General features: G+C 59.6%; 14 protein-coding genes. 12 read left to right on the top strand and 2 right to left on the bottom strand.

Annotated elements, in window-relative coordinates:
• Window positions 1-3 precede the first annotated feature (3 nt).
• The 11 genes from ACO5R6_RS04955 (at window position 4) to ACO5R6_RS04905 (ending at window position 11,286) form a co-directional block, all read left to right on the top strand.
• Window positions 4-948, top strand: coding sequence for a nitronate monooxygenase (locus tag ACO5R6_RS04955; RefSeq protein WP_485626081.1), 945 nt, complete (start codon window positions 4-6; stop codon window positions 946-948).
• Window positions 936-1,868: an ACP S-malonyltransferase gene (locus ACO5R6_RS04950; protein WP_485626080.1), complete on the top strand. Its 933-nt coding sequence runs from the start codon at window positions 936-938 to the stop codon at window positions 1,866-1,868. Before ACO5R6_RS04955 ends, ACO5R6_RS04950 begins: the two co-directional genes overlap by 13 nt.
• Window positions 1,865-2,593: a 3-oxoacyl-[acyl-carrier-protein] reductase gene (fabG, locus tag ACO5R6_RS04945; RefSeq protein ID WP_485626079.1), complete on the top strand. Its 729-nt coding sequence runs from the start codon at window positions 1,865-1,867 to the stop codon at window positions 2,591-2,593. The genes ACO5R6_RS04950 and fabG overlap by 4 nt, the downstream gene beginning before the upstream one ends.
• A 50-nt stretch (window positions 2,594-2,643) precedes the next feature.
• Complete coding sequence (gene fabF, locus ACO5R6_RS04940; RefSeq protein WP_485626078.1) at window positions 2,644-3,885, top strand: beta-ketoacyl-ACP synthase II; 1,242 nt, start codon at window positions 2,644-2,646, stop codon at window positions 3,883-3,885.
• A gap of 1 nt (window position 3,886) precedes the next feature.
• Entirely contained in the window at window positions 3,887-4,342 is a 456-nt protein-coding gene (gene accB / locus ACO5R6_RS04935; RefSeq protein WP_485626077.1) for an acetyl-CoA carboxylase biotin carboxyl carrier protein, read from the top strand.
• Window positions 4,343-4,344: 2 nt separating this feature from the next.
• Window positions 4,345-4,764 carry a 3-hydroxyacyl-ACP dehydratase FabZ family protein gene (locus ACO5R6_RS04930; RefSeq protein ID WP_485626076.1) on the top strand — a complete coding sequence of 140 codons (420 nt, stop codon included), beginning with the start codon at window positions 4,345-4,347 and terminating at the stop codon, window positions 4,762-4,764.
• Window positions 4,764-6,071: an acetyl-CoA carboxylase biotin carboxylase subunit gene (locus tag ACO5R6_RS04925; protein ID WP_485626075.1), complete on the top strand. Its 1,308-nt coding sequence runs from the start codon at window positions 4,764-4,766 to the stop codon at window positions 6,069-6,071. The genes ACO5R6_RS04930 and ACO5R6_RS04925 overlap by 1 nt, the downstream gene beginning before the upstream one ends.
• Window positions 6,072-6,213: 142 nt before the next feature.
• A complete protein-coding gene (gene accD, locus ACO5R6_RS04920; RefSeq protein ID WP_485626074.1) occupies window positions 6,214-7,107 on the top strand; it encodes an acetyl-CoA carboxylase, carboxyltransferase subunit beta in 894 nt (297 codons plus the stop codon).
• Window positions 7,108-7,124: 17 nt separating this feature from the next.
• The gene (gene accA, locus ACO5R6_RS04915) at window positions 7,125-7,934 is read left to right on the top strand and encodes an acetyl-CoA carboxylase carboxyl transferase subunit alpha (RefSeq protein ID WP_485626073.1); all 810 of its coding nucleotides are present in this window, start codon (window positions 7,125-7,127) and stop codon (window positions 7,932-7,934) included.
• A 53-nt stretch (window positions 7,935-7,987) separates the two neighbouring features.
• Window positions 7,988-10,009, top strand: coding sequence for a hypothetical protein (locus ACO5R6_RS04910; protein ID WP_485626072.1), 2,022 nt, complete (start codon window positions 7,988-7,990; stop codon window positions 10,007-10,009).
• A gap of 86 nt (window positions 10,010-10,095) precedes the next feature.
• Window positions 10,096-11,286, top strand: a complete 1,191-nt coding sequence (locus ACO5R6_RS04905) for an alpha/beta hydrolase (protein WP_485626071.1) — start codon at window positions 10,096-10,098, stop codon at window positions 11,284-11,286.
• 106 nt (window positions 11,287-11,392) lie between these two features.
• Here the strand turns inward: ACO5R6_RS04905 and ACO5R6_RS04900 are convergent, their stop codons facing one another.
• On the bottom strand, window positions 11,393-11,995 hold the full coding sequence (locus ACO5R6_RS04900; RefSeq protein ID WP_485626070.1) for a cytidylate kinase-like family protein: 603 nt from the start codon (window positions 11,993-11,995) through the stop codon (window positions 11,393-11,395).
• Between the two features lie 80 nt (window positions 11,996-12,075).
• Here ACO5R6_RS04900 and ACO5R6_RS04895 point away from each other — a divergent pair, with 80 nt between their 5' ends.
• A complete protein-coding gene (locus ACO5R6_RS04895) occupies window positions 12,076-12,987 on the top strand; it encodes a hypothetical protein (protein WP_485626069.1) in 912 nt (303 codons plus the stop codon).
• Here the strand turns inward: ACO5R6_RS04895 and ACO5R6_RS04890 are convergent.
• Window positions 12,950-14,335, bottom strand: coding sequence for a uracil-xanthine permease family protein (locus ACO5R6_RS04890; protein WP_485626068.1), 1,386 nt, complete (start codon window positions 14,333-14,335; stop codon window positions 12,950-12,952). The two genes, ACO5R6_RS04895 and ACO5R6_RS04890, sit on opposite strands and share 38 nt — an antisense overlap.
• Window positions 14,336-14,531 lie beyond the last annotated feature (196 nt).

Genomic DNA, 14,531 nt, shown 5'->3' with positions numbered 1-14,531 from the left:
GGCATGAAGCAGTCGAGAATATGCCGGCTCCTTGGAATCCGCTACCCCGTCTTTCAGGGGGGAATGGCCTGGATTGCCGACGGAAAGCTGGCAGCCGCCGTCTCCGAGGGCGGGGGTCTGGGGATCATCGCAGCCGGAAATGCCCCGGCTGACTATGTCCGGGACCAGATCCGGGTCGCCAGGTCTCTGACAGACAAGCCCTTTGGGGTCAACATCATGCTTATGAGTCCTCACGCCTCCGCGGTTGCAGAGCTGGTCGCAAGAGAAGCGGTCCCTGTCGTCACGACCGGGGCGGGCAATCCGGCTCCCTATATGAAGAAGTGGAGGGAGGCGGGCATCAAGGTCATCCCGGTGGTCGCCTCCGTCGCCATGGCAAGGCTCATGACCCGGATCGGGGCAAGCGCCCTGATCGCCGAGGGCGGTGAGTCCGGCGGCCATGTGGGAGAGCTGACTACTATGGTTCTGGTCCCTCTGATTGCGGACGCCACCGACCTGCCCGTTCTTGCGGCCGGCGGGATTGCCGATGGCCGCGGATTCGCGGCCGCCCTCATGCTGGGCGCCTGCGGGGTTCAGATGGGAACCCGTTTCCTCGCAGCCGAGGAGTGCACGATTTCCCCGGTGTACAGAGACCAGGTCTTAAAGGCCAATGATCGCGCCACCATGGTAACAGGAAAGAAGCTGGGCCACCCGGTTCGCAGTCTTCGAACCAGGTTCGCCAGGGACTATGCCAGGAAGGAGTTCTCGGACCTGCCCGCGGACCGGCTGGAGGCCATGGGGGTCGGAGCCCTCAAAAAGGCAGTTCAAGAGGGCGATTTGGAGGAGGGCTCCTTCCTCTGCGGCCAGGTTGCGGCTATGGTCAAGAAAGAGGAGCCTGCCGCCGCCATCATCGAAGATGTGGTCAGGGGAGCAGAGAGAGTCTTGGAAGGAGCGGTCGCATGGCTAGAGTAGCATTTGTCTTCGCGGGACAGGGTGACCAGTATCCCGGGATGGGAGAGGACCTGTATCGGTCCTCCCGAGCGGCCCAAGAAGTCTTCGCCGCCTGCGATGCCATCCGCCCGGGCACCTCTGCCATGTGCTTTCATGGAAGCGCAGAGGAGCTGAAGAGGACCAGCAATACCCAGCCCTGCCTCTATGCCATGGAACTTGCGGCGGCGGCGGCCCTGCAAGAGCGGGGAATCCGGGCGGATTGCCTGGCGGGTTTTTCCCTGGGTGAGCTTACCGCGGCGGCCTTTGCCGGGTACTTCTCCTGTCAGGCGGGCTTCCGCCTCGTGATCCGGCGAGCTGACCTGATGCAGGCCTGCGCTGACCGTGAGGAGACCGGAATGCTGGCGGTCCTGGGGCTTGACTCTGCACAGGTAGACCGGCTGGCCCAAAGCTATGACCGGATTTATCCGGTCAATTACAACTGCCCCGGCCAGACTTCCGTGGCGGGGGCAAGAGGGCAGATACGGGATTTTATGGCTGATGTCAGAAAGGCCGGAGGAAGGGCAATCCCTCTGCGGGTAGCCGGAGCCTTCCACTCCCCCTTTATGGAGGGGGCCCGGGAGCCCTTTGCGGAGGCGGTTTCCGCAGAGCTTGCCCGGGCGGAGGAGGATTCTGCGCTTGCGGCCTCTGCGGCCGGCCGTCACCTCCTCCCCCTCTACTCCGACAGGACGGCGGAGCCCTATGGGGAGAATGTCACGGAACTGCTCTCATCCCAGCTCTGCCACCCCGTCCGCTGGGAAGAGCTGGTCCGCAATATGATAAGAGACGGCGTCGACCATTTCATTGAGATCGGACCGGGCAGAACATTGACCAATATGATTCGGAGAATATCCGCTGATCTCACAGCGGTCACCTACCGGGAGATGCTGGAGGATAAGGCATGACAGGAGATAAGACAGCCCTGATCAGCGGGGCTTCAAGGGGACTCGGGGAGGCGATCGCAAGGCGGCTGGCCTCGGAGGGAGTCAATATCGCAGCCGTCTATGTCGGCAATGCGGATCGGGCCGAAACAGTCTGTGACGCCTGTATCCGGGACTACGGAGTGAAGGCCCGGGCCTACCGGTGCGATGTGTCTGATTTTCATGCGGTCCGGGAGCTTGTCGACCTGGTGAAGGAGGACTTCGGGGGTTTTCAGATCCTGGTCAATAATGCGGGGATCACAAGAGACGGCCTGATCGTCCGCATGAAGGAGGAGGACTTCGACGCTGTGATTGACACCAATCTGAAGGGGGCATTCAACCTGATACGCCACGCCTCCGGCCTCTTCCTCCGCCGGAGAGAGGGGTGCATTGTCAATATCAGCTCCATCACGGGGCTGATGGGGAACCCGGGCCAGGCCAATTACTCAGCCTCCAAGGCGGGACTGATCGGGCTGACAAGGACGGTGGCCAGGGAGCTGGCCTCCAGAGGGATCCGCTGCAATGCAGTAGCACCGGGCTTTATCGCAAGCGATATGACCCGGGACCAGGCGGACAATCCTATGGTGGAGAGGATTCCCCTGGGACGGATGGGAAGGCCGGAAGACGTAGCCGATGCCGTGGCGTATCTGGTCCACGCCTCCTATGTCACCGGAGCGGTGCTGCGGGTGGACGGCGGTATCGGGGCATGAAGAAATCCGCCGGCCGGATGAGGCGGCAGGCATATGTTATGGAGGACAGAATGAGTGACTTTCGAAGAGTTGTAGTGACCGGCATGGGAGCCATTACTCCCCTGGGCAACAGCGTCAGGGAGACCTGGCAGGCCATGCGGGACGGCAGGAACGGGATTGCCAGAATCAGCCAGTTCGACCCGGAGGGCTTCAAGGCGACATTGGCCGCTGAGGTTCGGGATTTTGATCCCGGTCAGTATATGGACAGGCAGGAGATCCTCCGCTGCGACCGCTTTACGCAGTTTGCCGTGGCAGCGGCCCGGCAGGCGGCGGAGGACTCTGCCATTGAGGGCCGGGTTGATCCCGATCGGTTTTCCGTGATCTTCGGGACGGGAATCGGAGGGATCGAGACCTTCGAGAAGGAATACAGGAATCTCATGGAGCGCGGACCCCGGCGCGTCTCTGCCCTCTTCGTTCCCATGATGATCTGCAATATGGCGGCCGGCATGATCGCCATCCACCACGACTGCCGGGGGACGGCCATGCCGGTGGTCACGGCCTGCGCCTCGGCATCCAACGCCATCGGAGAGGCCATGCGCCTCATCCGGCACGGCTATGCGGACGCGGTTATCACAGGCGGAACGGAGGCCGCGGTCTGCCCCTCCTCTGTGGCCGGTTTTGCCAATATGAAGGCCCTGTCCACTTCCACGGATCCCAATGCGGCCTCCCTGCCCTTTGACAAGCGGCGCAACGGATTCGTAATCGGCGAGGGCGCCGTCTCTCTGGTCCTGGAAGAATACGAGCATGCCAGGGATCGCGGCGCTCAGATCTACGGGGAGATCTGCGGCTACGGAACGACCTGTGACGCCTACCACATCACGTCTCCCGAGCCGGAGGCCCGCGGGGCGGCCAAAGCCATGGAGATTGCCATGGACGAGGCCAAGTACATGGACAGCGATCGGGTATACCTGAACGCACACGGAACCGGGACGCCGATGAACGATCTGGTGGAGTGCAAGGCAGTTCACGCGGCATTTGGCGACGCAAACGCCCGGAAGCCCTGGGTCTCTTCGACCAAGTCCATGACGGGACACATGCTGGGGGCGGCTGGAGCCGTCGAGGCCCTGGCCTGTCTCTTTGCCCTGCAGGAGGGCCTTGTCCCGCCGACCATCAACCTGCTGGAGAAGGATGAGCACTGCGACCTCAACTATGTCGCAGGGGAAGCGGTTCGTCAGGACCTGACCCTGGCCCTGTCCAACTCGCTTGGCTTCGGAGGCCACAATGTGTGTCTGGCTTTCAGAAAGGTGAAATAGGATGAACGAGAAGGAGATCAGAAAGTATGCCGGCCTGATGAAGGAACTGGACCTGACAGGCCTTGAGATCAGCAATGACGAGACGAGAGTCCGCCTGGAGCGAAAGAAGGAGCCGGATCTTGTCAGTCTTCCGGCCGCAAGGGATCCTGCCCCCGTCTTGGGCGAGAGCGCGGACACAAGAGAGCCCGGGAAGACGACCGGGGCGGAGGCGACGGCCTCCGCCGGAAAGACGATCAGCTCCCCTCTGGTCGGCATCTTCTATGCGGCCGCCGAGGAGAACGGCAAGCCCTTTGTCGCGATCGGGGACCATGTCAGGAAGGGACAGACCCTCTGTATCGTCGAGGCCATGAAACTGCTCAATGAGGTGACGGCCGAGGAGGACGGCGTCATCAGCCGGATCTGTGCCTCGAACGGTCAGCTGGTGGAGTATGGAACAGTGCTTTTTGAGATGGAGTAAGTATGAATCGTCAGGAAATCATGAAGATCCTTCCGCACAGGGATCAGATGCTTTTGCTGGATGAGGCAGAGAGAATCGGCGGGGAGTCCGTGGCCCGCTATCATGTGCGGGGAGATGAGTTCTTCCTCAAGGGGCATTTCCCGGGGAACCCGATTGTGCCCGGGGTAATCCTCTGTGAGATCCTGGCCCAGTCGGCCTGCGTCCTCATGAGAGAAGAACTGGAAGATGGGAAGCTGCCGGTCTACACGGGTCTGGATCATGTGAAATTCCGGTCTCCGGTCCGGCCGGGGGACACGGTTGAGGCCCGGTGTCAGATCAGCAGATCGAAGGGATCCTTCTACTTCTGCAGGGGGGCCATCCGGGTGGGAGACCGCCTCTGCGTCTCCGCTGACTTCGCTTTTGCCATCACAGGAGGGATCTGATGTTTTCCAAGATACTGATTGCAAACCGGGGAGAAATTGCGGTTCGTATTATACGGGCCTGCAAGGAGATGGGGATCGCCACGGTGGCTGTGTACGCCACCGTCGACCGGGAGGCCCTCCATGTGGCCCTGGCAGACCAGGCGGTCTGCGTGGGTGGACCGGAGGCGGGAGCGTCCTATCTGAACGAGAAACAGATCATCTCGGCGGCCCTCATGACCGGAGCCCAGGCCATCCATCCGGGCTATGGCTTTCTCTCGGAGAACGCCCACTTCGCCAGGCTCTGCCGGGACAACGGCATCGTATTCATCGGGCCGGATCCGGACTTCATGGAGAAGTTCGCAGACAAGGCGCTTCTGAAAGATCTGGTGGCTGATGCCGGCCTGCCGGTCATTCCGGGCACCGAGGCGGTGGCAAGTCCGGAGGAAGCCATCCGCCTGGCCGGGGACATCGGATATCCGGTCATGCTCAAGGCCTGCTCCGGCGGCGGGGGGAGGGGAATTCGCCTCATCAGAAACGATGCCGAGCTGACCCGGGCCTTTCCGGAGGCCACGCAGGAGGCGGCCGCAGCCTTCGGAGACGGGACCCTCTACCTGGAGAAGTATATCTTTCCGGCCCGTCATATCGAGCTGCAGATCTTAGCGGACGAGCAGGGCAAGGTGGTCTGTCTGGGGGAGAGAGACTGTTCTCTTCAGCGCCGCAATCAGAAGCTCCTGGAAGAGACCCCCTCCCCGGCCGTCTCCGACAGACAGAGGGGCAGAATGATAAAGCTGGTGACAAGGGCGGCAAAGAAAATCGGCTATGTGGGCGCCGGCACCATGGAGTTCCTCTATGACAGCAAGGGCAATTTCTGGTTTATGGAGATGAATCTGCGCCTGCAGGTGGAACACTGCGTGACCGAGATGCTGACCTCGATAGACATTGTCAAGTGGCAGATCCGGATTGCGGCGGGGATTGCCCTGGATTTTGACCAGGACGAAGTCCGTCTGACCGGGTCCTCCATCGAGTGCAGGATCAATGCCAGGGGGATCGGGCGGCTGAATATGCTGCATGTCCCCGGGGGCCTGCACGTTCGCTTCGACAGCTTTCTGATCGAGGGAACGGAACTGTCTCCCTACTACGATTCTCTCCTGGGCAAGCTGATCGTCTATGCGAGGACCCGGGAGGAAGCCCTTCGCAAGATGCGGGCGGCCCTCTGCGAACTGGTCATTGACGGGATCCCGACCAATGTGGACGAGCAGATCAAGATCGTAGAGGACGAGCGATTCACCTCGGGAAATTACGACCTGACCTTCCTGGGAAATAAGTAAGAAATCCGAAATAAGAAATCCGAAGTGAGAAATCCGGAGGGAGAAATCCGAAGTAAGAAATCCGAAGTGAGAAATCCAAAGGGAGAGATTCCCGCGGTACATACCCATCGCTGACTTCAAATGACAGATAAGGACTTGTAAGATGCCTCTTCACTTTAAGAAACCGAAAAATACGCTTGAGTTCGGCGGCAGAAGCGCCTGTAAGCCGCAGGCGGATGCGGGCGAGCCGGTCAGAAAATGCCCCAATTGCCACAAGGAGATCAGCCTCTCCTATCTGGAGGAGCACGCGCAGGTATGTCCCTGCGGGCACCATTTTCGCCTGGGGGCAGAGGACCGTCTTGACCTGCTCTGTGACAGGGAAAGCTTCAGGGAATTGAATGCCGACCTGGTCTCTGAGAACCCCCTGGGATTCAAGGGCTATGATGAGAAGCTGCAGAGGGCGAGAGCTACGACCCGGGAGACCGAGGCGGTCGTGACGGGAATCGGCAGGATCCGGGGCATTTCGACGGCGATCTTCGTCATGGATTCCAACTTCATGATGGGGTCTATGGGGTCGATTGTGGGAGAGAAGATCACCCGTCTCTTTGAATATGCGGTCCGCCGCCGACTGCCGGTCATCGGCTTTACGGCTTCCGGCGGCGCCCGCATGCAGGAGGGCCTTCTCTCTCTTATGCAGATGGCCAAGACCTCAGCGGCAGTCAAATGGCATTCCGATGCGGGCCTTCTCTATATCACGGTCCTGACGGACCCTACGACGGGTGGGGTGACCGCTTCCTTTGCCATGGAGGGCGACCTGATTCTGGCCGAGCCGGACGCCCTGGTCGGATTTGCCGGGGCCCGTGTCATAGAGCAGACCACGAGAAAGCGCCTGCCGCATGGATTTCAGCGGGCGGACTTTCTCCTGGAGCACGGCTTCTGTGATGCCATTCTGGACCGGCGGGAGCAGCGGGAGAGGCTGGGACAGATTCTTGTGATGCACGGATATCGCCCGGAGGCAGTCGGATCTGGAGACCCGGCCGGCGGAGAGGGCATTTAGGTTGAAAAGAGGCAGCAATGGATAAGACTTCCACACTTACAGCATATGACCGCGTGCGACAGGCCAGGGACTCGGGGCGCCCCACCGGCCTTGATTACATCCATGCGCTTGCGGATGACTTTATAGAGCTTCACGGAGACCGGAGGTATGCCGATGATCCGGCGATGGTCGGAGGAATCGGTCTGCTTGAGGACCGGCCCGTGACGCTTGTGGCCATTGAGAAGGGACACAATCTAAAAGAGCATAAGCGGCGCAACTTCGGAGGCCCCCAGCCGGAGGGCTACCGGAAGGCCCTTCGGCTCATGAAGCAGGCGGAGAAGTTCGGGAGGTCGGTCATCTGCCTGATTGATACTGCCGGCGCCTTCTGCGGGATTGGGGCTGAGGAGCGGGGCCAGGGACTTGCGATTGCCGAGAACATGATGGAGATGTCCACCTTGTCGGTCCCGATCATCTCTGTCCTGATCGGCGAGGGGGGATCCGGAGGCGCGCTTGGCCTTGGCTATGCCGACCGGGTCTGGATGCTGCAGAACAGCTACTACTCGGTGATTTCTCCGGAAGGCTGTGCATCCATCCTCTGGAAAGACGTCAAGAAGGCGGATGAGGCGGCGGAGAACCTGCACCTGACTGCGGAGGATGCCAGGAGCCTGGGCGTGGTGGACAGGATCGTAAAAGAGCGGGACCTAGGCAGCAGCAAGTTCTACGCCAGGATGAAGAGGGCTCTTCTGCGGGAAATTGAGACCCTTGAGGCCGATCCTGACCTGCTCGGTAACCGTTACAGGCGCTTCCGCCGGATCGGGCAGGAGGCGCAGATGAACCGGCCTGTCTGAGAGGCTTTTGTGTTAAAGTAGTAGGGGGTGGTTGACTCGGATGGGAGAAGGGAATGTCTGATATACAGGAGCAAGGGCAGGAGCGTGCAGGTGGAGAAGGAGAAGAGGTCAGCGGATCTCGAACCTATCTGTTTGCAGAGGATGGCCCGGCGCAGGCGGAGGACCGGCCCGCCGGACTGAAGGCCTGCCGGATTCACCCGGAGGACCTGGCTAAGCACCGGGACTTTCTGGCTGCGGCGGGGAAGAAGCCGGGCTGGACCGGCCATCTGGACTATCGCCTTCTGACGGAAGGGGGGCAGGTCCGCCATGTCCGTGAGAGCCTGCGGGTCTGCAAGCGTGACGGACAGATCACAGGAGAGGCCTTCATAACGGATGTCTCAGACCTGGCTGAGACCAACGGGGACCTGCGCTTTCTCAATGAGACGATTCCCTGCGGCTTTCTCCGGTATGGCTGTGAGAAGCAGCCCAGAGTGACTTACGTAAACCGCCGGATGCTTGAGATCCTGCATGTGAATCCGGATGACAGCGGATCCGGGACAGAGGCAGCCTCCTATATGAATGACATTCTCCTGGCAATCCCGATCGGGGATAGACGACGGTTTGCCTCCTATCTCAAGCTGGTGCACCGGCGCGGCATGCCGGTGGCGGGAGAGATGACCCTCCTGGCCTGCGACGGCAGCAGGGTTCGGGTCTACGGCTGGGTGACGAAGGCTCTTCTGCCGGATGGAAGAGAGGAGTTTCAGTCGGTCTGCATGGATATTACAGACCGGTACCGTCACAAGAGGGAGCAGGAGGACCGGCGTTACCTGCGGGCCATCTCGGAAGTCTACGAGGAGATCCTGAGCTTTAATCAGGAGGAGGGCACCGTGACCTGCCTGCAGGCCGGGCCTGAATCTGCCTTCAGGAATTTCGAGAATATCGCCATGCAGACTTCAGACGCAAGGGACCGCTGGCTGCGGCAGACCGTGGCGGAGGAGGATCAGGAGAGAGTCAGATGCTTCCTCTGCGAGGAAGCCGCCGAGACCGGACAGCTTCCGACGCAGCTTCCGCCCCAGATCCGTTTTCGCTCCGGGAGAGATGAGCAAGCCGTCTATACAGCAGTTTTCCTCAAGTTCAATGAGACCAGCCGTTTCCTCTGTGTCCGCCGCAGCCCGGAGGAAGAGAAGGGCCTGGCCGGCGAGAACGACCGTCTTCGAAAGAACATGAAGGGACTGATTCAGAACTTCACAGACGGCGTGGCAGCCTTTGAGGTCATGCCCGATCATCGCGTCCGACCCCTCTATGCCTCCGAGAATGTGGCGGAGTTCTTCGGCGTCACTGAGGACCGTTGGCTTACGCTGGTTCGGGAAGGGATCTCTCTGGAGGAACTTGCCTCTTGTTCCGAGGCATCTCTGGAGGATTTCGAGGCTCTGCTGCAGGACGGAGAGGCGGAATTTGACTACTTTGATTTCAACCGGGGGGAGGACCGCCGGATCAAGGCCGTATGCTCGGAGAGGGACTGCGGGGGAGAGGGCCCCCGCTACGTCATGCTCTATCATGTCAGCGAGCAGGCCGAGGAGAAGAGAGGTAGATGGGACCGGAGGATCGGAGGAGACCGGGACGCCAAGCGGCAGGGAGAGTCCCCGGAACAAGCGGAGGTATTCATCCGCAGCTTCGGCTATTTTGATGTCTTTGTGGACGGCAAGCCCATCGCCTTTCGGAACAAGAAGTCCAAGGAACTCCTGGCCCTTTTGGTGGACCGCAGGGGCGGTTTCATCTCCTCGGACGAGGCGGTCAGCTTCCTGTGGGAGGATGAGTTCGTAAGCTCCGTCACCCTGTCCCGCTACCGCAAGGTGGCTCTGCGTCTCAAGAACTTGCTGGAGGAGTACGGGATTGCGGATATTGTCGAGACGGTCGACGGCAAGCGGAGAATCGTCCCCGATCGGGTTTCCTGCGACCTGTTTGACTATCTGACAGGGGAAAAGGAGTACCGGAATTTATTCACCGGGTCCTATCTGAGCAACTACTCCTGGGGGGAGACCACCCTGGCCGGTCTTCTGGCCCGGAAGGGGGAGGACGGAGATATCTTCGTCTGAGCGGAAATCTGATTCAGGCCGGCTGCGGGTCGCTCGCAGGCAGGCCGTCTGTCACAGGCGCGATCCGGAAAGGCAGAGGTTCTTTCGTGTCAATCATTAATCAGAAGCATGTCAGAAAGCTCATACTCGCTTACCTGGGCGGGTCTGCGATCCTCACGGCAGGATCCGGTCTCAGGATGGAGTGGATCAACCGCAGGGCCAATGATGTCGAGCGGGGAAGAAGACGGATTCGGACGCTTATGGCTCAGGGGCGTTTTCGCCAGGTCCCCCTCTTCGGTCTGGATGAGATAGAGAGGGAGAAGAAGCTCGGCCAGGTCCGCCTGTCCGTCTTTCCCAGAGATGAGGGGCCGGGCCTGAGCAGAGCATCCGGGCAGAGTGAAGAGGCCGGCCGGAGCAAGGGCCCCGGCCTGAGCAAAGGCCCAAGTCTGAGCAAAGGGGCCGGCCAGAGCACGGGCCCAGGTCTGAGCAAGGGTCCCGGCCGGAGCGAAGCTGAGCGCCGTGTCCGGGACAAAAGCTGCATGAGAACGTGCAGGAGAGAAGAAAGACGCAAGTTTGCCATCATATGTCCCGGGGGAGGCTACGCGCACCTCTGCACCGACAAGGAGGGGTACGCCATTGCGGCCCGCATGAATGAGCTTGGCTATACCTGTTTTGTCCTGGAATACCGGACTGGTTTTGCGGCCCGATCCTATGCGCCCACGCGAGACCTGGCTCGAGCCATTTGTTATGTGACGGAACACGCGGATGCATTTGATGTGGACCCCGAGGACTATGCCCTGATCGGATTCTCAGCCGGGGGGAACCTGGTGGGTCTCTACGGGACGGAGAGATACGGCTGGAAGGCTTACGGGACGGCCAAACCGGGGGCCATCATCATGGGCTATCCCTGGACCAATATCAATCACTGGATGGACCATCCCTATTGGAATATCTGGAAGGGACTGATCGGCCTCTACTTCACGGAGCGGTCCAATCTCTATTATTTCGGCTGGAGGCAGTCCCGGGCCAAGCGGGACTCGGTCTGCGTCCAGAAGTGGATCACCGAGGATTTTCCGCCCTGCTATATGTTCTCAGGAGCGGTTGATGTCCTGACGCCGGCCAGCCACCATGCGGACGTGATGGCCCAGGCCCTGGAGGAGAAGCAGGTCCCCTGCCTCTACCGCAAGTATTTTCGCCTGCCGCACGGGATTGGATTGGGGATCGGGACTCAGGCGGAGGGCTGGCTCTCTGAGGCGGTCGACTTCTGGGAGAGGCAGACGGGGGCGAAAACGACCTAAAAAAGCACTGTGCCGGGGAAATTCCCTCCGACACAGCGCTAGAACAGTTTTTCTTATCAGGAGTTCGATTCGATTAGATACCGGGAATCAGGAGACAGGGATGGCATCACCGGTCCATGGCCTTGGCCATGTCGCAGATAATATTGACGCAGTTGTCCTCTCCTAAGCTGCCGCTGTCTAAGTTGATGTCATAGTTATGGTAGTCGCCCCAGATCTGGTCCGTGTAGTAGCGATAGTAGGTCTTGCGCTGCTTGTCCTTCTTCTCAAGCCGCTTCTTGGGATTGACATTCTCAATCTTCTCGTAGCGGTCCCGGATGCGCTCGATCCGGTGCTCCATGTCGGAGTGAATGAAGACATTGAGAGACCGAATATCGGCATGACGGAGGATGTAGTCCGAGCAGCGGCCGACGATGACGCAGGGGCCCTTGGCGGCATAGTCCAAGATCACCTTGCGCTGGGACAGGAAGATCTCATCCTGGGGACTCTGGAAGTACATGGCGCTTGCCGCAGAGACGTCAAACCAGTTATTGGTCCCGCTGGAGTACTCTCCCTGGTCCTCGATCATGGTCTCCGCATAGCCGCTGTCCTGGGCGACCCGGGTGACAATCTGCCCGTCATAAAAGGGGATCCCCAGCTTCTCGGCAACTTTCTTTCCGATGGTGTGTCCGCCACTGCCGAATTCACGGGAAATAGTAATTACAGGATACATACAGGCCCCCTTTCGAGAATGCGTCTTTCGTACTTTTATTTTAATCTGACTGGGGATAATGTCAAATTCAGGAGGAGCGCATGGCAGCAGACTGCACAGTGATGAATATGTCCGGCATCTACGAGTCCCAGGATTTCTATCCGGAGACCGGGACCTGCTTTCTGGATATGACCGATATTCCCGGAACCAACTGTTACTGCGATGAAGAGGCCAAGGAGGAGATCCGAAGACGGCTGGAAGAGAGCGGGGCCCTGCGGACGCAGGTGCACTTTCTGGATTCCGGCAACTATCACTACCTGAGCCTCTTCTTCCTGGAGAAAATTCAGGTGGATTTTGAACTTCTGCTGCTGGATAACCACCCGGATATGCAGAGTCCCTCCTTCGGAGCGATCACTTCCTGCGGGGGCTGGGTCAAGGAGGCCTTGGACCGGCTGCCTCATCTGAAGAGGGTCTTCCTCTATGGGGTGGAAGACCCTCTCTTGAGAGAGTGCGAGAGGGAGGAGCCGCTTGATCCCCGCATCACTGTCCTCCGCTCCTGGCGAAGGCTCGGCGGGGGTGAGGCGTCGATCGAAGAATACAGAGATGCTCCGGGAGACTTTGACGCGAGGAGAGACCCCTGGGAATGGGTGGAATACCGGGACGCGGAGAAGATTCTCGGCTCGCCATATGTGACAGATCCGTCTGAAGCATCCTGTCTCAGAGAGGATCGAGCGCTTCCCATCTATATCTCCCTGGACAAGGACCTGCTTCGTCCGGGAGAGGCCTTCTGCAACTGGAGCCAGGGAGTGACAAGCGCGGAGGAGCTTTTTGGGCTCCTCCGCGCCTGTGATGCGAAGAGAGAGATCCTGGGACTTGATATCTGCGGAGAGATCTCTGTCTTAGAACAGGGTCTGGGAGATGATATCGGGGCCCAGTCCGTAAATAACGCCCTGAACAGGGAACTGACAAGAGCGCTTAGCGGTGATGCTTACGGCTCTCCTCATCGAGCATGAGGTCATTCTTGATCTCGGACATGTCGCCCTCCATGAAGACATAGTCATTGCCGGGAAGGACGGCATTCATAATAATGCCAAGGATGGAGGCAATGGCCAAAGAGGTCAGAGTAATGTGGGCGCCGCCGACCTGAAAGGTCAGCCCCTCAGAGAAACCGAGGCCGGATACGAGGATGACAGCCGCGATGATCAGGTTTCTGGTGCGGGTGAAGTCTACCCGGTTCTCGACGACGTTTCTCACACCGATGGCAGAGATCATCCCGTAGAGGATGAAGGAGATGCCTCCGATGATGGCGGCCGGCATGGTGGTGATGATTTCTGCGAACTTGGGAGAGAAGGAGAGGAGGATGGCATAGAGGGCGGCCAGGCGGATGACCTTGGGGTCATGCACCCCGGAGAGCTCCAGGACACCGGTGTTCTCCCCGTAAGTGGTATTGGCGGGGCCTCCGATGATGGCGGAGAAAGCGGTGGCGATGCCATCCCCGACCAGAGTCCGGTTCAGGCCTGGATCGGTGATGAAATTCTGGCCGACAGTCGCGGAGATGGCGGATATATCTCCGATGTGCTCCATCATGGCCGCAATTGCGATGGGAGCCATGACAAGGACGGCGGTGATATCAAACTTACAGAGGAAGAAGGGCTGGAGGGCGACAGGGGAGGCGGAAGCGACCCGGCTGAAGTTGAGGATCGCCGAACCATCCGCGTTGGTCATACCGGCGGCGTTGAAACCAAGGGCGAAGAAGTAGGCGATGACCACACCCATCAGGATGGGAATGATCTTGAACATGCCCCGGCCCCAGATCTCGAAGAAGACGACGACCAGGAAGGCGATGATTGCCAGGGGCCAATTGGTGGCCGCGTTGCCGATGGCCGAGGGAGCCAGACTCAAACCGATGCAGATGATGATGGGACCGGTCACAACGGGGGGGAGGAAGCGCATGACCTTCTTGACGCCCGCCAGCTTGATGACAAGGGCTAAGAGCAGGTAGAGAAGGCCGGCGACAACGACGCCTCCATTGGCATAGGCCAGCTTCTCATGCATGGGCATCGAGGCGTAGACGCCCGTATTGAGCGCCGCAATGGCGGCGTAACCGCCCAGGAAGGCGAAAGAGGAACCCAGGAAGGCGGGGACCTTGCGCTTGGTAATCAGGTGGAAGATCAGTGTTCCCGCGCCGGCGGCAAAGAGGGTGACCTGTACGCTCATTCCCTGTCCCTGGAAATAGCTGTTTACCAGGATCGGCACCAGGACGGTCGCCCCGAACATGGCGAACATGTGCTGGAGGCCAAGGATCAGCATCTTGGGAATGCCCAGTTGTCTCGCGTCCTTGATAGAACCGGTTTCGTTCATGATATGTCCCCTTTCGTGAGTCCAAGTCTAAAGAATTCCAAATCTTCTACATTATAGTCATTTTGCTGATCGGCTACAATCACTAAAATCAGGTCAAAGAGAAATCGGCTTGATGACTAAATATAGAGAGAAGTGGAGAGAAGTCGGAGCGGAGCAGTCGGAGCGGAGCAGTCGGAGCGGAGCAGTCGGAGCGGAG

The organism is Shuttleworthella sp., from assembly GCF_057251025.1.
Note: the sequence above shows the minus strand (reverse complement) of the source record. Positions and strands in the feature narration are given on the sequence as shown.